The sequence below is a fragment of the Lysinibacillus sp. OF-1 genome (genome assembly GCF_028356935.1).
GTDB lineage: Bacteria > Bacillota > Bacilli > Bacillales_A > Planococcaceae > Lysinibacillus > Lysinibacillus fusiformis_D.
Genome location: NZ_CP102798.1, coordinates 462,531 through 485,736, shown reverse-complemented (window position 1 = coordinate 485,736; position 23,206 = coordinate 462,531). Strand labels below are relative to the sequence as shown.

Annotated in this window: 18 protein-coding genes; 1 reads left to right on the top strand and 17 read right to left on the bottom strand. The window is 39.0% G+C overall.

Annotated features, from left to right (window positions below; translation table 11 throughout):
* Nucleotides 1-94: 94 nt before the first annotated feature.
* The 13 genes from NV349_RS02305 to NV349_RS02245 form a co-directional block, all read right to left on the bottom strand.
* Nucleotides 95-1,633, bottom strand: coding sequence for an acyl-CoA carboxylase subunit beta (locus NV349_RS02305; RefSeq protein ID WP_058843613.1), 1,539 nt, complete (start codon nucleotides 1,631-1,633; stop codon nucleotides 95-97).
* Nucleotides 1,634-1,685: 52 nt separating this feature from the next.
* Nucleotides 1,686-2,468, bottom strand: coding sequence for an enoyl-CoA hydratase (locus NV349_RS02300; protein WP_058843612.1), 783 nt, complete (start codon nucleotides 2,466-2,468; stop codon nucleotides 1,686-1,688).
* Entirely contained in the window at nucleotides 2,465-3,382 is a 918-nt protein-coding gene (locus NV349_RS02295) for a hydroxymethylglutaryl-CoA lyase (protein ID WP_271912285.1), read from the bottom strand. Before NV349_RS02295 ends, NV349_RS02300 begins: the two co-directional genes overlap by 4 nt.
* 15 nt (nucleotides 3,383-3,397) lie before the next feature.
* Nucleotides 3,398-3,610 carry an acetyl-CoA carboxylase biotin carboxyl carrier protein subunit gene (locus tag NV349_RS02290; protein ID WP_004225532.1) on the bottom strand — a complete coding sequence of 71 codons (213 nt, stop codon included), beginning with the start codon at nucleotides 3,608-3,610 and terminating at the stop codon, nucleotides 3,398-3,400.
* Nucleotides 3,611-3,675: 65 nt separating this feature from the next.
* Complete coding sequence (locus NV349_RS02285) at nucleotides 3,676-5,034, bottom strand: acetyl-CoA carboxylase biotin carboxylase subunit (RefSeq protein WP_271912280.1); 1,359 nt, start codon at nucleotides 5,032-5,034, stop codon at nucleotides 3,676-3,678.
* Nucleotides 5,035-5,049: 15 nt separating this feature from the next.
* Nucleotides 5,050-6,684 carry an AMP-binding protein gene (locus NV349_RS02280; RefSeq protein ID WP_271912278.1) on the bottom strand — a complete coding sequence of 545 codons (1,635 nt, stop codon included), beginning with the start codon at nucleotides 6,682-6,684 and terminating at the stop codon, nucleotides 5,050-5,052.
* Between the two features lie 183 nt (nucleotides 6,685-6,867).
* Entirely contained in the window at nucleotides 6,868-8,010 is a 1,143-nt protein-coding gene (locus tag NV349_RS02275; protein ID WP_036117490.1) for an acyl-CoA dehydrogenase, read from the bottom strand.
* Between the two features lie 120 nt (nucleotides 8,011-8,130).
* On the bottom strand, nucleotides 8,131-8,748 hold the full coding sequence (locus NV349_RS02270) for a TetR/AcrR family transcriptional regulator (RefSeq protein WP_036117492.1): 618 nt from the start codon (nucleotides 8,746-8,748) through the stop codon (nucleotides 8,131-8,133).
* A gap of 307 nt (nucleotides 8,749-9,055) precedes the next feature.
* Nucleotides 9,056-10,108 (bottom strand): YkvI family membrane protein, encoded by a 1,053-nt coding sequence (locus NV349_RS02265; protein ID WP_271912275.1) that lies wholly within the window; start codon nucleotides 10,106-10,108, stop codon nucleotides 9,056-9,058.
* A gap of 39 nt (nucleotides 10,109-10,147) precedes the next feature.
* The gene (gene menC, locus NV349_RS02260; RefSeq protein WP_101966475.1) at nucleotides 10,148-11,254 is read right to left on the bottom strand and encodes an o-succinylbenzoate synthase; all 1,107 of its coding nucleotides are present in this window, start codon (nucleotides 11,252-11,254) and stop codon (nucleotides 10,148-10,150) included.
* A 1-nt stretch (nucleotide 11,255) separates the two neighbouring features.
* A complete protein-coding gene (locus NV349_RS02255) occupies nucleotides 11,256-12,068 on the bottom strand; it encodes a GNAT family N-acetyltransferase (protein WP_036117498.1) in 813 nt (270 codons plus the stop codon).
* Nucleotides 12,069-12,090: 22 nt separating this feature from the next.
* Complete coding sequence (locus NV349_RS02250) at nucleotides 12,091-13,206, bottom strand: M20 peptidase aminoacylase family protein (RefSeq protein WP_271912273.1); 1,116 nt, start codon at nucleotides 13,204-13,206, stop codon at nucleotides 12,091-12,093.
* Nucleotides 13,207-13,211: 5 nt separating this feature from the next.
* Nucleotides 13,212-14,081 (bottom strand): MurR/RpiR family transcriptional regulator, encoded by an 870-nt coding sequence (locus NV349_RS02245; protein WP_036117502.1) that lies wholly within the window; start codon nucleotides 14,079-14,081, stop codon nucleotides 13,212-13,214.
* A 248-nt stretch (nucleotides 14,082-14,329) separates the two neighbouring features.
* Between NV349_RS02245 and NV349_RS02240 the strand changes: the two genes are divergently transcribed.
* The gene (locus tag NV349_RS02240; RefSeq protein ID WP_101966477.1) at nucleotides 14,330-16,519 is read left to right on the top strand and encodes a DNA topoisomerase III; all 2,190 of its coding nucleotides are present in this window, start codon (nucleotides 14,330-14,332) and stop codon (nucleotides 16,517-16,519) included.
* Between the two features lie 235 nt (nucleotides 16,520-16,754).
* On the opposite strand, the gene NV349_RS02235 is transcribed toward NV349_RS02240, so the two are convergent.
* The 4 genes from NV349_RS02235 to NV349_RS02220 form a co-directional block, all read right to left on the bottom strand.
* The gene (locus NV349_RS02235; RefSeq protein WP_271912271.1) at nucleotides 16,755-17,825 is read right to left on the bottom strand and encodes a glycosyltransferase family 2 protein; all 1,071 of its coding nucleotides are present in this window, start codon (nucleotides 17,823-17,825) and stop codon (nucleotides 16,755-16,757) included.
* Nucleotides 17,826-17,982: 157 nt separating this feature from the next.
* Complete coding sequence (locus NV349_RS02230; RefSeq protein WP_271912270.1) at nucleotides 17,983-18,735, bottom strand: hypothetical protein; 753 nt, start codon at nucleotides 18,733-18,735, stop codon at nucleotides 17,983-17,985.
* A gap of 1 nt (nucleotide 18,736) precedes the next feature.
* Nucleotides 18,737-22,519: a DEAD/DEAH box helicase gene (locus NV349_RS02225; protein WP_271912267.1), complete on the bottom strand. Its 3,783-nt coding sequence runs from the start codon at nucleotides 22,517-22,519 to the stop codon at nucleotides 18,737-18,739.
* A gap of 112 nt (nucleotides 22,520-22,631) precedes the next feature.
* Nucleotides 22,632-23,186 carry an NADPH-dependent FMN reductase gene (locus tag NV349_RS02220; RefSeq protein WP_036117514.1) on the bottom strand — a complete coding sequence of 185 codons (555 nt, stop codon included), beginning with the start codon at nucleotides 23,184-23,186 and terminating at the stop codon, nucleotides 22,632-22,634.
* Nucleotides 23,187-23,206: the final 20 nt, after the last annotated feature.

Below are 23,206 nucleotides of genomic sequence, written 5' to 3'. Positions count from 1 at the left end.
ATATGCTGCTCTATGGCATGCAAGTAGCTGAAAAAATTAATCATTCAAAAAAAGCTGCCTCTTAACAGCAGAGACAGCCTTTCAATAAGTATGTTTATACTGGGTTTACCCCATGCTTACGTTGTGAGAATAATAAGTATTTGGACATATAAAGCTCTAAGCGATTTTCTAACACCTTGCGTAACTCATTCGGCTCAATGACATCATCGATGATTAGCTCTGATGCTAATCGATACACGTCAATTTCCTCTTGGTATTCTTTACGTTTCTCAGCAATGAAGCTTGCTTGCTCTTCTTTTGGAAGCTCTGCAATTTTATTGGCATAAACAGCATTCACAGCAGCCTCTGGTCCCATTACGGCAATTTGTGCATTTGACAAAGCAATACAGCAATCTGGTTCAAAGGCAGGTCCTGCCATGGCATATAGACCTGCACCATACGCTTTACGCACAATGACCGTTAGCTTAGGAACAGTTGCCTCACTCATGGCAAAAATCATTTTCGCACCATGACGGATGATTCCTGCTTTTTCTACCTGAGTACCAATCATAAAGCCAGGAACGTCTGCTAAGAATAACAGCGGAATATTGAATGCATCACAAAGTGAAATGAACTTCGCTGCTTTATCAGCAGAATCGTGGAATAGCACGCCTCCCTTGACACGAGGTTGGTTAGCGATGATCCCAACGGATTGCCCATTAATACGTGCAAGACCTGTAATTAATTCTGGTGCAAATAATTTTTTGATTTCACAAAATGAATCTTCATCGATAATACGTTCAATTAATTTATACATATCAAAAGGAACATTTTGGTTTTGTGGAATTAATTCTTCAATAGATTTATCAAATGAAGCAGGTGGTTTAGGTGCCTCTATCTTACTGCGCTCAGCATAGTTATTCGGGAAGTAACCTAAATATTTACGAGCATACGTAATAGCCTCCTGTTCTGTTTTGACAAGCACATCTCCACAGCCTGATACAGAACAGTGCATTTTTGCGCCACCCATTGTCTCTAAATCTACTTTCTCCCCAATAACCATTTCCGCCATCCGAGGTGATCCTAAATACATAGAAGCATTTCCTTCTACCATGACAACGATATCGCAAAATGCAGGTATATAAGCACCACCTGCTGCGGAAGGACCAAATAATAAGCAAATTTGCGGAACTTTCCCTGACAGCTTGACTTGGTTGTAGAAAATACGTCCTGCTCCTCTGCGTCCTGGGAACATTTCTAACTGATCTGTAATACGCGCACCTGCTGAATCGACTAAATATAGTAATGGGCAATTCAGCTTTTCAGCTGTTTCCTGAATACGAATCATTTTTTCAACTGTGCGTTTTCCCCAAGAGCCCGCTTTAATAGTAGAATCATTAGCTAGCACACATACCGTGCGACCATGAATTTTACCTATACCTGTGACAACACCATCAGCTGGTAAATCCCCTGCTAAACAGTTTGCATAGAGGCCATCCTCTGATTGAAGACCATCATCTAGTAATAGTTCAAGACGTTCACGTACAAATAGCTTGCCCTGTTGTGCATTTTTATCATGATATTTTGGTAAACCACCTGTTAAAATTTTGTCCTTCATTGTAGGTGGCGTATTTTCTGTCGAGATATTGCTCATGTTTATTTCCTCCCTTTGCCCAATCAATTACACCAAAATCATTTTTAGCGCTTTATTTCCCTGAATATTGTGGCGCTCGCTTCTCTTGGAAGGCTAACAAGCCCTCTAATCGGTCTTCTGTTGGGATCAGTGCACTATATGCTAGTGATTCAATTTTTAACCCGGTAGCTAAATCTACCTCAACACCCTGATTGATTGCGACTTTAGCTTGCACTAGAGAGAGTGGTGCATTTTTTGCCATTTCTAGCGCAAGTTGTTGTGCCTTTTCCATTACCTCATGTTCCTCATAAACATACTCAACAATGCCATAATCTTTGGCTTCCGCCGCACTCAACCTACGTGCTGTATAAATTAATTCCTTTGCTTTGCCAAGGCCAATTAGTCGTGGAAGTCGTTGTGTTCCTCCAGCACCTGGGATAATACCGAGTGATGTTTCTGTTAAACCAAGCTTTGCATGTGTAGCGGCAATACGTAGATCACAAGCTAATGCCAGCTCCAATCCACCGCCAAATGCTACCCCATTTAGTACAGCAATGACAGGCTGAGCAAGTGTCTCAACTTTTGCCACAGTCGCACCAATCAACTGTACGATTTGCTTCACTTGTCGATCAGCCATTCCTTTACGTTCTTTTAAATCTGCTCCTGCACAAAATGCCTTTTCTCCTGCACCTGTCAGTAGGACAACACGCACTGCTGGATCTCCATTGATTTGATCGAGCATGTCGGACAGCTCACGAAGTAACTGAACAGACATAGCATTTGCAGCTTCTGGTCTTGTTAGGGTAATCAGTCCAATGCTGCCCTCTAGTAATTCCAAACGAACAAGTTGTGTCATCGTTGGTTTGCACTCCTTTCATTACGGACAATAGCCATTTGCTTCGATGCAACCGCTTTGCCTAATTTCTCTTCAATAAAGAGTGCTGCCTCTAGCACTTTCTGTCGATCTATTCCTGTTTCAATGCCCATCTCATCGAATAAATATAATAAATCCTCTGTAGCTACATTCCCTGAAGCTCCTTTAGCATATGGACAGCCCCCTAATCCGCCAAGCGCACTATCAAACTTGGTCATACCCATCTCTAAGGATTTCATAATATTGGCTAGTGCTGTCCCACGTGTGTCATGAAAATGCATGGCAAAATTTTCAGCATCGTATCTTTTTAATAACGCCTCTAAAAGATACTCAACCTGCGTTGGCACGCCAACACCAATTGTGTCACCAAGCGATATTTCAGCCACACCCATTTCCAATAATTTATCTGTTACACGTAGTACTTTGTCAGGATGTATATACCCCTCATATGGACAGCCAATAACCGTTGAGATATACCCTCGAACTTTTTTCTTTGCAGCCTTAGCCCCTATTACTACTTCCTCTAATATAGGAAATGTATCGTCAATGGTTTTATTAATATTGCTTTGATTATGACTTTCACTAGCAGACATAAAAATACTTACTTCGTCTACTTCAGCCTGTAATGCACGTTCTAAGCCACGCATATTAGGTACAAGCGCTGCATAAGTAATATCCTTATGCCGTTTAATAGCTTGAAGAACCTCAACAGCATCTGCCAATTGAGGTATCCATTTCGGATGAACAAATGAAGTCACTTCAATGTAAGTTAGTCCTGTTTGGCTCAATAAATTCACTAATTGTATTTTATCAACAGTTGTAATAGGCGTTTTTTCGTTTTGTAAACCATCACGGGGACCAACTTCTTTGATCATGACATGCTTAGGTAGCTGCATTAAAGAAGCCTCCTCTTATTCAATTTCTAAAATATCATCATCAACGTTAATGAAGTCTCCCTCATTGGCAATGATCTTCGTTACCACGCCATCCTCTTCTGCTGCAATCGGAATTTCCATTTTCATCGATTCTAAAATAGCTACATCTTGGCCTGCCGTCACTTTCTCTCCTTCTGTTACGACGATTTTCCACACTGTACCTGCCATACTTGCTTTTACTGTTGCCATTATCCTTCACTCCTAATTTTAGTCATACATTCGCCCTTCAAAGAAGCACGAATGTATGAAAGTTGTTATTTTGTTTCTGCTAATTGCGGTAAATAATATTGCTCTACAAATTTAGTCGTTGTATTCCCTTTTAAAAATTGTTCATGTGTAACGGTTTTTAACAGCATCGGAATATTCGTTTGAATACCCTCCACTTTATACGCTTTCAGTGCTTGAATTAATCTCTCACAGGCAATCTCCCTTGTTTCTCCCCACACCACCAATTTACTAATCATTGGATCATAGAATGGTGTAACTGCTGAACCTGTCTCTACACCACATTCATGTCGAACCCCTTCGCCTGTTGGTAATTCAAGAACTGTAATGGTACCTGGAGAAGGAAAAAATGTGGAGGGATTCTCTGCGTATATACGCACTTCAATCGCATGCCCATCTTTAATAATACTTTCCCTAGTAAATGTAAGAGGTAGTTTTGCCGCAATTTTTAATTGCTCTTCTACTAAATCAAGCTTTGTAATTTCCTCTGTGACTGGATGCTCTACCTGTAATCTTGTATTCATTTCTAAGAAGTAAAAGTTTTGATCTTTATCCACCAAATACTCGATCGTTCCAGCATTGACGTATCCAATGTGCCTCACAGCCTTCACTGAAGCCTCTAGCATCTTATCTCTAGTCTCTTGTGAAATGAACGGTGATGGGGCTTCTTCCACCACTTTTTGATTTCTTCGTTGAATAGAGCATTCCCGTTCAAATAACGGAACTATATTGCCTTGGTGATCGGCAATTATTTGCACTTCCACATGGTGAGGATTAGCGATAAAACGCTCCATATACATCGTGCCATCACCGAAAAATGATTGCGCACGCTTTTGATTTCCCTCAAATGCTTTAGCCAGCTCCTCAGCATTGTCAACTAGCTGCATCCCAATACCACCACCGCCAGCAGATGCTTTTAACATAATTGGATAACCTAAACGTTCAGCGATTTCAGTAGCTTCTGCAACATCCTTCACAGGAGCCTCTACTCCTTCTACAATAGGCACGCCAGCAGCTTTCATTGTTTTACGTGCCTCTAATTTACTGCCCATGGACGCAATGACTTCCGCACTTGGTCCGATAAAGACTAAACCCGCCTCTGTACAACGTTTCGCAAAATTCACATTCTCCGATAGTAAACCATAGCCTGGATGAACAGCCTCTGCGCCACTCTCTTTTGCAATTTCAAGAATGCGGTCAATGTTTAAATAGCTTTGTGCAACGGGTGGCTTCCCTACACAATAAGCTTCATCCGCATCTTTTACATGTAAGCTATCAACATCTGCCTCTGAGTAAATAGCAACCGTATGAATATTTAGACGCTTGCATGTTCTGATTACCCGTCTAGCAATCTCCCCACGATTTGCAATTAATACCTTGTTGAACATAGTCACTGCCCCTCCTTACTTTACGGTCATAACAAAATCTTCTCGTAATTTATATTTTTGAACTTTTCCAGATGCAGTCATAGGATAGTTATCGATAAAGAAAATATGTCGCGGAATTTTATGTCTAGAAATTTTGTCCCTACAATGATCTCGAATTTCTTCCTCTGTTGCCTGTTCGCCATCTTTTAAAATGATCCAAGCTGCCGCCTCTTCTCCATATACAGGGTCAGGGACACCAGCAACCTGTACGTCTGAAATTTTCGGATGCGTGTAAAGAAACTCCTCAATCTCCCTTGGATATAAATTTTCGCCTCCACGAATAATCATATCTTTCAACCGTCCAGTTACACGGATATAGCCCGCTTCATCCATCGTTGCTAAATCTCCAGTATGCAGCCAGCCAGCCTCATCAATAGCAAGCTCTGTTTCCTCTTGGTTTTTATAGTAGCCCTTCATGACATGGTAGCCTCTTGTACATAGCTCCCCTTGTTCATTTGTTGGGGCCTCTTCAGTCGTACCAGGAACAACAATTTTCACTTCTAAATTTGGTAACGCACGACCAACCGTTTCCACTTTTAATGTTAACGGGTCATCCGTTCTAGTTTGTGTAATAACTGGTGATGATTCCGTTTGGCCATAGCAGATTGTAATATCTTTCATGCCCATTTTCTCTATGACTGCTTTCATGACCTCAATCGGGCAGTTTGAACCCGCCATTACTCCTGTCCGTAAAGTTGACAGATCGAAAGACGCAAAATTCGGTAAATTAAGCTCGCTAATGAACATCGTTGGCACGCCATGTAATGCTGTACATCGTTCTTGCTGAACGGTCCTTAGTACTTCTTCAGGTGAAAATTCTTGTACTGGTACCATCGTGCCGCCACTCGTTGTAATGGCTAATGTCCCTATGACACAACCAAAGCAGTGGAAAAATGGCACTGGAATACATAAACGATCTTCTGCGGTTAACTGCATACATTCTGCAATGTTGACTGCATTATTGACTAAATTAAAATGCGTTAACATCACACCTTTAGGAAAGCCTGTTGTACCAGATGTATATTGAATATTAATGACATCATCATAATGAAGAGAGTGCTCTCTTTGATCTAGCTGTTCCTCGGTTACTTGCTCAGCAGCAGTCAAAACATCTGACCAATTGAGCACACCTGGATATTTGGTTTCGCCGATTAAAATAACATTTTTTAATAAAGGTAGTCGCTTTGATTGCAAATTACCTGGTTCACAATGTTCAAGCTCTGGACATAACTCTTGCAGTGTATGAATAAAAGAATGGTCTCGATAATTTTCAACTAAAAAAATCGTTTTGGCATCAGATTGTTTTAATAGATACTCCAACTCGCTTGCACGATAATTGGTATTTACCGTAACGATAGGAGCACCCATCTTCCCCGTACCAAATTGAAGCTGCACCCACTCAGGCACATTTGTTGTCCATACTGCGATATGGTCACCTTTTTCAATTCCTAAAGCCATTAAACCTCTCGCCACGAGTCGTGCTTGACAATTTAGTTGCTCATAAGTCATGCGTAAATCCCTATCAGCATAGACCAACGCTTCGTTTTGCGGATACTTTTTAGATTGTTCATCTAGCAACTGACCAATGGTTTGATACACAAGCTCTGCCATGAAGATCCCCCTTATTCATGCTATTTAACTTCTTTCAGCAGAAGTCTCCCACCTTTATAGATGGTGAGATGAGTGCTGATTTAAGCTACTGTTCAGCGGGTGTCACGGAATCGGAAAGGACTGCTTTGTGCAAGCACAAAGCCAATTCCGGACACAATTATGCCAAGGCATAATTGATTATGATTAACAGCCAATTAGACGAGAAATGACGAGACGTTGAATTTCAGATGTTCCTTCACCGATTTCCATTAACTTAATGTCACGTAAATGGCGTTCTACATCGTATTCCTTCATATACCCAGAGCCACCATGAATTTGGATAGCTTGATTACATGTACGGAAACCCATTTCAGAAGCAAATAGTTTAGCCATCGCCGCTTCTTTGCCAAATGGTTTCTTGTGATCTTTTAGCCATGCCGCTTTATGTACTAATGTACGAGCAAGCTCTATTTCCATCGCCATATCGGCTAATTTAAATTGGATCGCCTGTAGCTTCGAAATAGGTGCACCAAATTGTTCACGCTCCTGCGCAAACTTCAATGCTTTTTCATAGGCAGCCTGTGCAATCCCCACAGATAGCGCGGCAATAGAAATACGCCCACCATCTAGTGTGTTTAAAAACTGGCTAAAGCCTCGTTTTTCATCCCCTAATAGATTTGCTCTAGGGACACGAACATTTTGCAACACAATTTCACATGTATTGGAGCCACGTACACCCATTTTGTCATAATTACAGTTAATCGTTACACCTGGTGTGTTTGTTGGCACAATAATAGAGGAAATAATTTTTTTACCATCTTCACGTTTACCCGTTACTGCAGTTACAATAATTTGTCGAGCGTACCCTGCATTGGTAATCCAGCATTTTTCTCCGTTAATAACATAGTCATCGCCATCAATAACGGCTGTAGTACGTGTGCCACCAGCATCTGAACCTGCATTAGGCTCTGTTAAACCGAATGATCCTAATGTCTCACCTTTTGCTAATGGAACTAGCCATTCCTGCTTTTGTTCCTCTGTGCCGAAGTTGTAAATTGGTGAAGCTCCTAAGCTAACAGCAGCTGCATAGCTTAGTCCTGTACCCCCACATGCACGACCAATTTCCTCAACAGCTAAAGCATAGGACACCGTATCTCCACCTGAGCCGCCATATTCTTCAGGAAATGGGATACCCAATAAGCCTAGTTCTGCCATCTTCTTAAAGCTCTCTATTCTCATTGTTGATGTCTCATCAACCTCACGAGCATACGGTTTAATCTCTTTTTCAGCAAAATCACGCACCATGTCACGAATCATCTCTTGCTCTTTTGTTAATTCAAAATTCATCCCTAATCCCCCTAATGTCAAATTTGCCATAATAGATGGAATTCAATGATTGTCACTTACAGATAAATACCGACTAGTCGGTTTGTAAAAACAAATAATAAAACCAGTGTTTCCTACTGGCTACCCCTTTATCATAAATTGTTTAGCTTCATCCATTGCTTGTTCCGTCACAATAGCACGCAATACCATATCAGTAAAAACATCTGTGATTTGCTCCATTGTTAATGGCCCCGATTGCTTAAACCATTTGTATGTCCAGTTAATCATCCCGACAATTGCCATCGTGACAATCGTACAAGGTAATTCTGTACGAAAAACCTTTGCTTCCTGGCCCTCTGCTATTACTTTTTGCAAGATGTCTCGATAGTGATCTCGTTTTTTATGAATAATATCACTATATTCATCTGAGAGTGAACGACTCTCTTCATAAAAAATCGTAATATGTGCTTGATACATATCGAACACTTGTGTCAGCGTTTGCAGCATGGCACATAGACGTTTAATAGGTGTATCGTATTTGTCATATGCATCCTGTGATTGTTGAATAACATATGAAATAAAGACATCATGAATTTCATATAACAGTTCATCTTTTGATTTAAAATTATGATAAAATCCACCCTTTGATGCCCCAATATAATCCACAATGCGATCCACCGTTACATTGTGATAACCATCTTGCTGAAACAATTCAACTGAAGCTTCTACAATTCTTTGTTTTAACGTTTTCTTTACCATAAGCACCTATCATCCTTCATCTAGCTCTATACTCCATCACTCCTTATAATCAGGAAAAACTACTCAAATCCATAGATTATTCTATTTTTTCCTAATTATAAAAATACTATGACAACATAAATATAGCATTCTCAAAATTTGGTGTCTAGCAACAAATAGCTTTTTTCTATAATTTCGAGCATAACGTTTACTTAAAACAGCATTCAACGATTTCACGAACACAAATTAACTGTATGATGTACATTTTGTTTTCATTACAAAATACAAAAAAATTCCCCTCGTTTTAACACAAGGGAAAAATTCCTCTTTATAAAACTTTCGGTAGTTTACGTAGCCATGAAATAATAACAGCAATAATTAACGCAAAACCTAAGTAGCCCATTGTTGAATAGACTTTACCAACCAATGTAGTAAATCCTACTAAACTTACAGCAAAACCTATTAATCCAATAACTACAATACCCACTTTAAAATATTTATGGTCTGGTGCAATAAAACGAACTGTAAATGAATAGAACATCCCCACCGCAGTATTGTACATCATGCCTAATAAAGCGATGGACATTAAGACTCCTACTATAGGGTGAATTTGTTTTGCTAATTCTAATGTTGGCATTGCTACTCCATCGACAACATTTATTTTAGAAAACATTGCTATATTGATGAGTACGATTAAAATACCTAGCATTATACCGCCAAGTAGTCCACCTCTACCAGCAACTTTGCGATCTGTTACTGTTCCACCCATCACAATTAACATGGCTGCACCCGCAGCGATATTATAGGAGACATAAAGTAGCGCTCCCATTAGCCAATTGGACGCTGCAGACGGTTGTGCTTTTGCTAAAGTATTTTGCTCTGCAATGGATAAGTCCATTGTAAAAATAGAATAAATCAAAATAATAAAAATTATACCCATTAAATAAGGAGTCACCAATGCTATCAAATTAATAATATTATTAACATTTAATAGTAATGTTAGTATGGTTATAACGACCATAAAAATACTGCCGACCATTGGATTGATGCCAAACATTTGATGAAATGTCGAGCCTGATCCAGCAAACATGACAACAGCGACACCAAATAAGAAAAACGTGATGACGATATCTAAAATAATACCAACATATCGTCCACCAATATGATAGATAACCTCTTTATGTGATGTTGTTTGTAGATCGGTCCCTAATTGCGCTAAACTCATCCCTAAAAATGCAAAAGCAATTGTGGCGACAATGGCACCTATAATACTGTACAAACCAAAGCTTGTAAAATACTGCATAATTTCCTGACCCGATGCAAACCCTGCTCCAACAATTAAGCCTACAAATGCTCCACCTATCTGCCAACTTTTTTTCATAGAACACCTACTATTCTAATATTTGAAACTGAAGCCTATTTATTGATATGTTTTCTGTGCGACTGTTAAGGAATTAACCGTTTCCCTATTTATTTCATAACCTATTCCTACTTGCTGTGGTACTTCAATATAACCACCTTTTACAACTACTTCTGGTTCAATAATATCCTTTTCCCAATAACGATTTGATCCAGCAGTATCTCCCGGCAATATAAAATTCGATAATGTTGTTAAGGCTACATTGTGTGCACGACCAATACCAGACTCCAACATGCCTCCGCACCATACAGGGATGTTATGGGCCTCACAATAATCATGTATTTTTTTTGCTTCTGTTAAGCCACCTACACGACCAATTTTTATATTAATAATTTTTGTGCTCCCTAACTCGACAGCCTTCCGTGCATCTTCTAACGAATGGATACTTTCGTCCAAACAAATTGGCGTTTCAAGTAATTTTTGCAATGAAGCATGATCGATAATGTCATCTGAAGCAAGTGGTTGCTCAATCATTGTTAACTGAAATGCATCAAGTTGTTTCAATGTTTCTGCATCTTCTAGACGGTAGGCTGAATTTGCATCAGCCATAAAGGCTACATCAGGAAATATTTCCCTTAATGTACGCATAACCTCTACATCCCAGCCTGGTTTTATTTTAATTTTCATGCGTTTATAGCCTTCCTTTACATAGCCGTCAACTAACGCAACTAACTCCTCGATTGAATTTTGTATTCCAATACTAATACCTACTTCAATTTCATCCTTTTTACCACCAAGTGCTGCTGCTAGGGATTGGCCAGTTTGCTGCGCATATATATCCCAAATAGCTCCTTCAATCGTTGATTTTGCCATATTGTTTTTGCGAATTGGCTCAAATAATTGGCTCACTTCATCTGGGTGATGAATCTCTTTATTTAAAATAAGAGGAATTAGGAAATCTTCGAGCATATGCCAGTTTGTTTGAAGTGTTTCTTCATTGTACCAAGGTGAATGAAAAGCAACCGATTCTCCCCAACCAATTAACCCGGATTCATCTTTAGCCTCAAGGACTAAAAAGTCTCTCTCTTCAAACGTGCCAAAGCTTGTTGTAAACGGTGCTTTTAACTTCATCTTCAATTGTCGTATTGTGATTTCTGACATTTTCATATTAATTTACCCCTTCCAAATTTAAAGCTGCTTTTTTCACTAAAACATATTCGTTAAAGTATTCTTGTTGTTGCAATAGAATAGCGGTATAGCCTGCTGAAAATAGCTGCTTTAGTATATTTCTTGTTTTGAAACGCCAATCCAATGCTAAGCTAGGATTTTGTACTTTTAAAGCTTGAAAGTCCTTAGGTACAGGTAGCGTATAAAAATCTTCAGTAAATTTTAAATTTTCAGTTATTTTTAAGCATAATAAACCTTGCTTTGTAAGTTCACAGCTTGCCACAGGTATTGCATTTGCTACTTCTATTACAGTATTGTTCACCACATAATCTGAAGTTAAATGCCAGCTTACCTCAAATCGATCAGAAGGAAGCCCTTTATTTAAGCCATCCTGCATTTCACCGTAGCAATTTTCAATATAGGTATAACAAATACCTTTTAATTTAGATAGATTAAGATAAGCATTCCGGGTTTCAAGGGGGTCAAATGTCCACACCATTAAATCATAGCCTCGATCAATAGCAATTGCTCGCTGTTTGTACTTTAACTTTTCACCTATGCCAAGGGATCGATATTTTTCATCAATCCCTAACATATGAGAGCATAGATAGCTTTTGCCTTGTCGAAAACCCGAAAAACCATAACTAAAACCAACTAATTTATCTTCTTGATAGGCTCCTACAACGATGCCCCCATTTTTCACTGCTGTAAGCGTTTGGTGGAGAGGAATAGCAGGCATTCCCCACACATCAAACTCTAATTGCTGAACTTGCTCAAGTTGTTCTATTGTTTTGATTTCCCTAATATCTATCATACCTATCTCTTCTTTCTATTCTTTATAATGCTCTCAAAATAGCTTTTGTCATAATATTTACACCTATTAAAAGCCGATCTTGATTAAAGGTCATTTGAGGATGATGTAAGCCTGGAGTAACCCCGCAACCTAATCCAAGCATTGTTGCTTTAAGCTTTGGACGTTCATAGGTATAAAAATGAAAATCCTCCCCTCCTGGTGTCACAATTGGTGAAGCACAAGCCTTTTCTCCAACTACATCAATAATAGCTGCCTTCATATGCTGTAAGGCTTCATCATTCACTACCGCTGCTACTATATGGGCATCTACCTGTAAAAATATCTTGGCTCCATACATCGCTTCAACAGATGCTTTTACACGCTCCACGCCCTCTGTGATTACTTGCATCACTTCATTTGTTTGAGCTCGTGCATCAATACTAAAAGTTGCTTTACCAGGGATGATATTTGTAGAGGTGCCTCCTGCATTAAATTGTGTCATTTTGACAGAGGCAGAGATATTTGGATCCGTCCAAATTTTTTGAAGACCTTCGACAATAGCTGCTCCGACTTCAATTGCATTAATGGCAAGTTCTGGTCGTGCGCCATGTGCCTCCTCCCCAATAATGGTCCCTGTAAAAAGCTTTGCTGCTCCATGATACAATGCAGGCGCATACGCCCCATCCTCTAATTCCTTTAATGGTCGAACATGAACACCGAATAAATATTCTAAATCATCCATAATACCTTTTTCGACAAATGCCCGCGCTCCTTGGGCCTTTTCCTCAGCAGGTTGAAATAGAATGCGTACAGCACCTGAAAGTAGATGTTCCATATCCTTTAACAGCAATGCAGTCCCAATAGCTATCGTCATATGACCATCATGTCCACAAGAATGGTTAGCTTGAAAGACACCATTAACCTCCTGCCAAAGCGCATCTATATCCGTGCGAAACCCTACTTTAGGTATTCCATTACCAATATCAACATAAAGCCCTGTCATATCTTCAAAAAGATGCGGCTCCATTTGGGCTTCTCTCAATAAATTTGCTATATATTGTGTTGTATTATGTTCTTGCCAGCTAACTTCTGGATGTTCATGTAAATGTCTAAAAATATCTGCAAGACGTGGCTGTAACTCTTGTAAAACTTGGTTCATAGTAGTCAACTCCATCGGTTTGCTAAAAAGCTATTTTCGAAATCATCATATTTTACGCGCTGATTTTCATAGTAGTCATGATTTTGTGCAGTCATTCCTGCTATTAGAGTATTTAAAAATGCTATAAGTGCTGGCATAGCATCTATTGTGGACACTTCTTGTTGTTGTTCGTTCACAAAGGTAATGGTTGCATATTGGGTAATAGGTGCAATTTGTGAATCCGTAATGCCGATAATTTCGCATTTTTTTTCTTGTATTTCAGCTGCAAATTGGATCGGTTCTTTAAAGTAACGGTGGAACGATAAAATAATAACTACGCTATCCTCATCAATCTCTTGGATTGCACGTATGACCTCACTTGTCTCAAAATTTAACAGTACAACATTTGGTCGCAAAAGATTTAGTGTAAAGTGGAACCATTGTGCAGCTAAATGAGAGGAGCCAATCCCTGCAATATATATTTTTTTCTTCTCATGGAGCAATACTGAAGCTCGATTAAAATCTTCCTCATCAATGTTTTTAGCCATATATAAAATGCGAGATGCATCCTTTTCCATAGTCTTTACATAAAAACGTGGATTTTCAAAAAAAGCCTGCTTAGATTGCAAATAATTTTGTAAACTACTTTCATTTCCTTTATTAAATAAATGCATTGTCACCTGACGTTGCAATTGTGCATAACCAGATAAGCCTAATGCGTAACAAAAGCGAATAACTGTCGTTTCACTTACGCCAGCCTTTTCCCCTACATATGAAGCGGAGTGAACTCCTACTATCTGTAAATTTTTTAATATGAATGTAGCTACCTTTTGCTGACTTTTGGACAACTCTTGATATTTCTCCTGAATCATTTGCTGAATTGTTTGATTCCCCATAAAAGAAGTGCATCCTTTTTTTATTAATATTTGAAGTCTTCGCTTCATTTTATGTACACTAGCCTAGCACATTTATTTTCTGAATTCAATGTTTTTTCTGAAATTTCTATTTTCAGTACTGTAACAACTCCAAGTCTGACATGTTTACTCTTTTCATCGACATTTAGCAAATTTCGCTACAGTTCAACTGCCAACCCACTCAACCTATGCTATATTTAAAACCATGGAACTATGAAAGGGTGTTAACAATGGCAAAGAGCGTAGTAATCGCTGAAAAACCTTCTGTAGCACGTGACATTGCACGTGTACTGAAGTGTAATAAAAAGGGAAATGGTTTCCTTGAAGGAGATAAGTATATCGTTACTTGGGCGCTTGGACATCTTGTCACACTAGCTGACCCTGAAAGTTATGATGTGAAATATAAAACGTGGAATCTTGAAGATTTACCAATGCTACCTGAACGCTTAAAATTAACAGTTATCAAACAAACTGGGAAACAATTTAATGCGGTCAAAAGTCAGCTTACACGCAATGATGTAAACGAAATTATCATTGCAACAGATGCTGGACGTGAGGGTGAATTAGTAGCTCGCTGGATACTCGATAAGGTGAAGATCAAAAAGCCACTAAAACGCTTATGGATTTCCTCTGTAACAGATAAGGCAATAAAAGATGGCTTTGCTAATCTAAAGCCAGGCAAAGCCTATGATAATCTTTATGCCTCTGCTGTAGCTCGTTCTGAGGCAGATTGGTATATCGGGCTCAATGCTACTCGTGCTTTAACTACCCGCTTTAACGCACAGCTGAACTGTGGACGTGTACAAACACCAACTGTAGCAATAATTGCGACGCGCGAAGATGAAATTAAAAACTTTAAAGCACAAACTTATTATGGGATTGAAGCACAAACAACGGACAACTTGAAGCTCACTTGGCAAGACCAAAATGGTAATAGTCGTAGCTTTGATAAAGAAAAAATAGATACGTTGGTAAGAAAACTAGGAAATAGCCATGCCATCGTCGCTGACATTGAAAAAAAACCTAAAAAAACATTTGCCCCAGGTCTCTATGATTTAACTGAATTACAGCGTGATGCCAATAAAATCTTTGGCTACTCAGCGAAAGAAACATTGAATATTATGCAAAAGCTATATGAGCAACATAAAGTGTTAACTTATCCACGTACGGATTCTCGCTTTATTTCTCAAGACATTGTAGCCACAATACCTGAACGCTTAAAGGCTTGTGGTATAGGTGAATATCGCTCCATCGCCAACAAACTGCTTACTAAACCAATCAAGCCAACAAAAGCCTTTGTCGATGATAGCAAGGTATCTGATCACCACGCGATTATTCCAACAGAGGGCTATGTGAATTATTCTGCTTTCTCGGATAAAGAACGTAAAATTTATGATCTAGTTGTAAAGCGTTTCCTAGCTGTGCTACTGCCAGCTTTTGAATATGAACAGCTAACACTTCGTGCAAAAATTGGCGAAGAAAGTTTTATTGCTCGTGGAAAAACGATTTTATTAGCTGGCTGGAAGGAAGTGTATGAACATCGCTTCGAGGATGAGGACACATCAGATGATGTAAAGGAACAAATACTTCCCCGTATTGATAAAGGAGACATTTTAAAAATAAAACTTCTTGCTCAAACATCTGGTCAAACAAAGCCACCTGCTCATTTTAATGAAGCCACTTTGTTATCAGCCATGGAAAACCCAGCAAAATATATGGCAACGAGTGATAAAAAATTAGCCGACACATTAAAATCTACGGGTGGTCTTGGTACAGTGGCAACACGTGCTGACATTATTGATAAGCTTTTTAATTCTTTCTTAATTGAAAAGCGTGGTGGCAAGGATATTTATATTACCTCTAAAGGTCGTCAACTACTCGACTTAGTGCCAGAGGAATTAAAATCACCTGCGCTCACAGCAGATTGGGAGCAAAAACTTGAGCTTATTGCAAAGGGCAAGCTAAAAAAGGATGTATTTATTAGCGAGATGAAAAATTATACGAAGGAAATTGTTACGGACATTAAAGGTAGTGACAAAAAGTATAAGCATGATAATATCTCTACTAAATCCTGCCCAGATTGTGGTAAACCGATGCTCGAGGTGAATGGCAAAAAAGGAAAAATGCTTGTTTGCCAAGATCGTGAATGTGGTCATCGTAAAAATGTCTCACGTACTACAAATGCACGCTGTCCTCAATGCCATAAAAAATTAGAGCTTCGTGGAGAAGGCGATGGTCAAATTTTTGTGTGTAAATGTGGTTATCGTGAAAAATTATCGGCCTTTGAGGCAAGACGGAAAAAAGAAGGCGGAGGCAAGGTTGATAAACGCTCCGTACAAAAGTATTTAAAACAACAAAAAGATGAAGAGCCTGTAAACAACGCCCTTGCTGAAGCATTGAAAGGGTTAAAGCTTGATTAATGAACAAGAGCAAATTCACACTAAATGTGAATTTGCTCTTTTCTTATGCATACTCATTCCATCTAAACATATCTTGAATTGACTGAATATTCTATCTTAAAGGAGGTTTTTAATGGAGGCAAAAAATTTTAGACCACGTAATGTGATTTTTATGACGATTGTTGTTGGTGTATCTGTATTAATTGGCCAAGCTATTTATGTCCTGTTTATTGATGTACCTTTCCAATAAAAGGATTTATACCCCTAATTGATTGCGTAAGTATTTTTCGTTATCCTTTATTTCGGGATGGTTTGGTTTCCATTTTTGTGCCTCTAGATTATGCTGATAGGCATTTTCAAATAACCGTAGCTCCCTATATAACAGACTTAATTGTAAATGAGGAAGCCATGTGGAGTAACAACGTTTTTGGATCGTCATTGAATAGACAGGAGCTTGTTGCAAGGCTTGAGAATACCAGTAAATAGCCTCTTTATGTTTTGATTGCTCCATAAAAAATTGGCCCATACGGCAACATGCTTCTGGCTTTGGTCGATCATATAAGAAGGATTGCAAAATAGCTTGCTGTGCTTGTTGATCATCGTGTAGTCGACGATAGCACTCCCCTACATGTAAACAAGCCTCAATACGATCTTCTGTAGTACCTATATCGCTATCCAAAAATAGATGATATTGATTAATCGCCTCCACATAACGTTGATGCTGTTTCAATTCATTCGCATAATAAAATATGTCTCTTGCTGAAAGCGAATGCCCCTCCCTTATTAACCCCTCATAAATACGAATAGGACGATGAATATCTTTTTTTACTGGTAAGTGCGTGACAGCGATATCACTATGATAGAGCTGACCAGATACCTTTAAATTTTCATGGACAGCTCCCTCCCATTGAAAATGATTCGCTCTTTTTACAAGACGATACTTTCGTTCACTACACTCCACTACGCCATCTTGATCAAGCGTTAGGTAATAATCCATCGTTACAGCATCAACAGATGGATATAAAGAGTGCTTTAGTTGACTCAACTTGTGCTGGTCTTCCTGTGTCATGACGTCATCTGCATCGAGCCATAAAATATAATCCTTTGTTGCCTGTTGAAAGGAGAAATTTCGTGCCTTGGCAAAATGATCACACCAGGGAAAATCGTAAATTCGAGAGGTATAACTTTGGACAATATCCTTCGTACGATCAGTCGATCCTGTATCAATGATATTAATCTCATCCACTATATGCTGAACCGAATCTAAGCATCTTTCAATCGTACATTGTGCGTTTCTAACAATCATACATAAACTAATCGTTAACATCTGTCCCCTCCTTTTCATAAAGTAATATATGCTAATGCCACATTTTATCGAAACGATTTTATAAATTTCTTACCCATCTTTATGATTTATCATATAAAAACAAAAACGAACGTGTGTCCACGTTCGTTTTTGTTCTGGCTTTTGAATACCAGTTGAATTAAGTTAAATATTGCTCACGCCATATTAACTGTTCTTTGTCTGTAAGCTGTTGCTCTAAATGATGATCCCATTGATTAAGTAATGTATTCCACACTCGTACAAAGAGTAGATCCTGCTCCCTATCATAAAGAACAAACTCTAAACATGGACTATCATTAATTTGTTGGGCTTCTGTTTGAACAATTTTTGAGATGATTTTTTGGGAGTTCTCTTCCCCCTCTGCGTTCACTTCTTGTAATCCAGCTATCACTAGCGACTCCTCAAACTGCTCCTGTTGTTCAGCCTCTTTATCGATATAACGGTATAGCTCTGGTAATTCATCATATTCATCATTATTTGTATCAATTGTGAGAAATGATTGGTGGCAGGGGCTAAAGTAAAGTGTAGATGTTTCTACTTCTAACTCCTCTTCAAAAATCCCCCGTTCTAGCTGCTGTTGCCCTTTTTCAGTTAGCCTATAAAACTGTTCCTCGCTCTTTACAAGATTTACGCGAATCATTAAAGAAACTAAGTCATCAATAAATAGCGGGTCGACCAGTAATAGCTCACTCAATTCCTGGGCACTTCCAAAATCAGCCTCCTGAATACTTAACAGTAACATAGTCATTAAAACATCCATTGTTGAACGCCTAACTGGCTCATAGGTCACACTGACCGTTCGAATAGGAATACACCATTCAGCGGTTTTGACAATCTTTATATTGCGATTTTGTTGAAGTTCACGCATTAGTCGTTGTTGTAATTTTGACACTCTACATCACCAATCCTTCATGATTACGCAAGCCATCGTAGGATTTTACTGTGTTTAATAAATTGGTATACATTTCTCTTGTATCTTGATGCTTTGCACGCTTCGCAAACATCTCGGCACTTCCTACAAGTAGAAGTAACTCTCGGGCACGAGATAGCGCAACATTTAAACGACGATAATCTCTGGCAAAACCAATATCCCCGCCTTTAGGTGTATTACGAACCATACTCACTAAAATGACATCCATTTCCATCCCCTGAAACTTATCGACAGTACCTGTTCTAAACTGCAAGTGTGGTAGCTGTAATTCCTGTTGCAGCAGACGATTGATTTTCTTTACCTGCTCACCGTAGAAACTAATGACACCTACGCTTTTCAGAGCATCGTGCGGCATACGCCCTGCTTCTTTTGCCGCCTTCACTGCCTCATTAAGATCTACTAAGATACGGCGAATCGTTTGTAATTCCCCTTCGTTATAACGACTCGTCCCACCTTTTACCTGCTCCTCTAAATAAGGCTTCTCCGTTGGCATATCAATCCATAGTAAATGATCATTACGTTTTACAAATTGACCCTCTAAGCCATGATCTCTTGCTGCATCTGAATCTGGCAACCCACATTGTAATCCATTTTCTTCTTTCGCATAAAATGGTGTGATACTTTGCATGATTTTCTCATGCATACGGTATTGTAATGCTAGCATTTGTTTATGTGTTGGAGGCAAATTATTAAATAAACGCTCAAATAATGATTCACGCAACAGATTTTTTAATTCCTGTGCACCTTCAAAGTTTGGATTTTCTTCTAGCATTGCCTTCAATGTTTCCTCCAGCGTATCATCCCCAAGTAATGGTGGAAGCTGATGATGGTCACCTACTAAAATAACTTTTTTCCCCTTAAGCATTGGTAACAGTAATTCTGGTGGCGTTGCCTTTGAAACTTCATCAATAATGACCACATCAAAAGTTGGGTAATTCTCCATAAACTCTTTACTAGCGGAAGCTACACATGTTGTTCCGATAACGTTCGCATGACGTACATATAATTTTCGAATTTCATCTAAATCATACTCTGTTGCGTTTTGTAGTTTTTCACGCCATTGTTCTTGTAGTTTTTGGCGAAGAGGTAGCTGCTTTTGCTGCCGCTGTAATGCTTCAATGGCCTGTTTAGAAGTTTGAATAGCTTCCAGCACCTCTTCAGCAGTACGTTCTGGCGTAGATTGTAAAAGCTGTGTATAAACTGCTAGTTGCTTTTCTTTCTTTAATCCAGCAATATTAATGTCCTTTATACGCTCTTCCATTTGTGTTAGCTGCTGCTCCACTTCCTGTAAGCTTGTTGTGACAGTCTGTAGAGAGGCTTGCTTCGGAACTAGTTGTACTTTCGCCTGTTCCACTGCCTCAAGCTGTTGCTTTGCTTGTTGAAGAGACTCCCTAGCTTGTGAGGTAAGAATCTTTAAATATTCTACAGATTCTTCTGGCTCCTCAGTAATCTGGAAGGCGTTTGCTAACTGTTGTAAACGCTCTGTATGCTGTAAAAATGGTTGGAGTTGACGTTGTAAACTTTGCACATCAAAGCTAGTGATTGCACATTCCTGATGAATCAAAGTCACTAGATTTTTACGGAAAGATTCAAATTCCTGATCTTTATGCTCTTGTTGTTGCTTTAGTGCTACTCCCTTTTGCCAAACGAAATCACGACGCATATATAGCCCAAGCAGATAACTCTCTAGAACATCAGTTGCTGGTAATTGACCATCCTGAAAAGCCGTGTTCAGCTCTGCGAATACTCCTGTGAGGTTTTGCAGAGAAAATGATTGTACGGGTTGTAATCTACTTTTAGCAAGGGCTCGTTCCTTCACTTCATGAATAACTAAAGCCTCTAACTTGGCAATCGCCTTTTGGAGGCGAGCATTGATCGTTGACCATGCCTCTAAATCTTTCGCATCTTCCAAATGCTGCAAGCGACTCATTTGCTGAGAAAGTACATGGGAAGGGCGAATTTGATAGTGCTGTAAAAATCGCTCGATAAGCTCAAACGAAGTTAAGGTGTAGATATACTTTTGAGCTTCCTTCATAATGACTAGACGCTTACTTTCGATTTCATATTTCTGTTGTATTTCTTGAAATTGCTGAGTTAACTGCTGCTTTTGTTCTTGTAGTTCTTTATACTGAGCAGCCGCTTCTAATTGTTCCACTTTTTCTGTAGTTTCCTGAATCGTACACTGTAGTTGCTCGACCGAGGGATAATCAGCAAGTGCCTGTTCAAGCTGCTGTACAATTGGTTCGATTTGTGCGAGCTGTTTCTCATAATGCTCTTTTTGTGCTTCACATGTTTGTTGCTCTGTTTTAGCAGCCTTCAATTCTTTTTTTAATGCTTGAATCTCCTGCTGTAGAATGGGTTCTTCAATTGCTGCTTGCTCTTTTGCGGCAATTTCCTGAGTTAATTGTTCTAGCCACTGCTCCAATTTTTCTAGTTCATCTTCTGCTTTTGCAAGATTGGCTTTTAGCTCTAGCTCGCGTTCTGGAAATATTGCTATTGTCTCTTCGATTGCAGCCAGTGTTTGTTCACGCCATTGGAGAGCGACATTTTCCTCTATGAATTTTTTGCCTTCTTCCTCGATACTTTCCGTTCTTCCATAGCGTAAAATTCGAATTTCTTGATTGGCTAGCAAACGTCCTAATGCATTGTCGACGGCTAAATTTGATTGTGATGCTACTAGTGTTTTTAAGCCCGCCTTGACATTTTGCTGACAAATCTCTGAGATGACAGTCGTTTTTCCCGTTCCTGGAGGACCTTGTATGACATACAAATCCTCAACAGATAATGCACCTAATACTGCTCGTCTTTGATATTCATTTAAATTATTTTGAAACGTAATATCTTCTCGTAGCTTGGACGCTCGGACTGTTGGGCGCCGTTCAAACAGGATAGTTTCTAAATTAGGGTTAACTGCCTCACCCTTCTCTAGCTTTGTGAAGCCATTTCGTAATCTTCGAATTTGACTTAAGGTCGCAAAATTACTAAAGCTTGCTTGCTTCGAACGAAGATTCAGCTGATCCTTACGAGCCATTTCCTGTATAAAAGGCTTTAAATCAATTTCAATCGTTTGTTTTCCTGCATTCGCCTTTAAAACTTGCCCAATTTCACCACGAACCCCTTGAATACTTACACTTAAACCCTCTAACTTTTTCCACTCTTTACTCTTTATGTAGGGACAAACAATCGTTAAGCGTGTAAAGTCTTCGTTGAAGTAGCTTTGCTTAAATTCTGTATGAATATCGTCAATCGTTGCATCACGTTCTTGAATTTTTAAATAGCCTTCCCAGCTAGCTATACGTTTTTTTACATATTCTGTGCGTTCTTCCGCTATCGGTAACTGCCTTATTTTTGTATGAAGCTCCAGTGGAATGCCTGCTCCATTGTTAGGCTTTGTGACAAATTGTAATGCGGCTGCTAGGCGGCGATTTGTATTGATAGGACCACGCATATGCACAAAACGAATATTAGTCGCCAACAAACCTTCTAGCTTCAGCACACAATCCATAATGACTGTTTTTTCCGCAAGTAAATCGCTTAATTTTTCATTGTCCTCCGCATTAAAATAGATGGATAAAAAGGTTTCACCAACTTTTTTTGCTTTGCGTTTTTCAATGTAAACAGTAAAAGATCTTTGTAACGTAAAAAAGGCATGCTCGTTTGCTGAGCATTCCTCTACCGCTTCCTTCGCCTTATTGGTCAAAATAAGACTACAGCGTTGTTTTTCTAGTAAAGCTATGTCCTGCATGAGCAGCCCTCCCTCCCGAGTCACTAAAGTTTTATTTTAGCACATCCTAAAAGAATACTTACAAAGAAAAATCCCCTGCACAGTGATTTCTTACCACCGTACAAGGGCTATCTTAATGTTGATCAATTGTTTCCTTCGGCAAGTTCTTGCTCATTTCGCAATATTGAACAAATACACGTGCTAATTCACGTAAACGACTATGAACATCTTCATCAACAATGTTATTATCTGCATCAAAATGTGATGTATGTGTGTATACATAGTTAGGCGTAACAAGGGCACGGAAGTAATCTAAAATAGGTTTTAATTGATTTTCGACTACAAGGTGATGTTGGTATGTGCCACCGTTTGCGACGATAGATACGGGCTTATAGCGCATCGTTTTAGGATGTAAGTAGTCAAAAGCATTTTTCAAAACACCTGGGATGGACGCTTGAAAAATAGGCGTTGCAATGATGTAAGCGTCTGCCTCCTCAAATTGTTGAATCATTTTCTTCATATCATCATTTAATGGTGAACCATCCACAATTTGATGCTTATATTGATTAAAATGCATCATTTCTAATTCGAAACTAGCATCTAATTCTTTAATATATTGTTCCACTTGTTCTAAAATAGCACCTGTTTTACGACCAAACATTGTGCCATCAACGAGTAAAATTTTCATCTTTATTTTGCCTCCACATT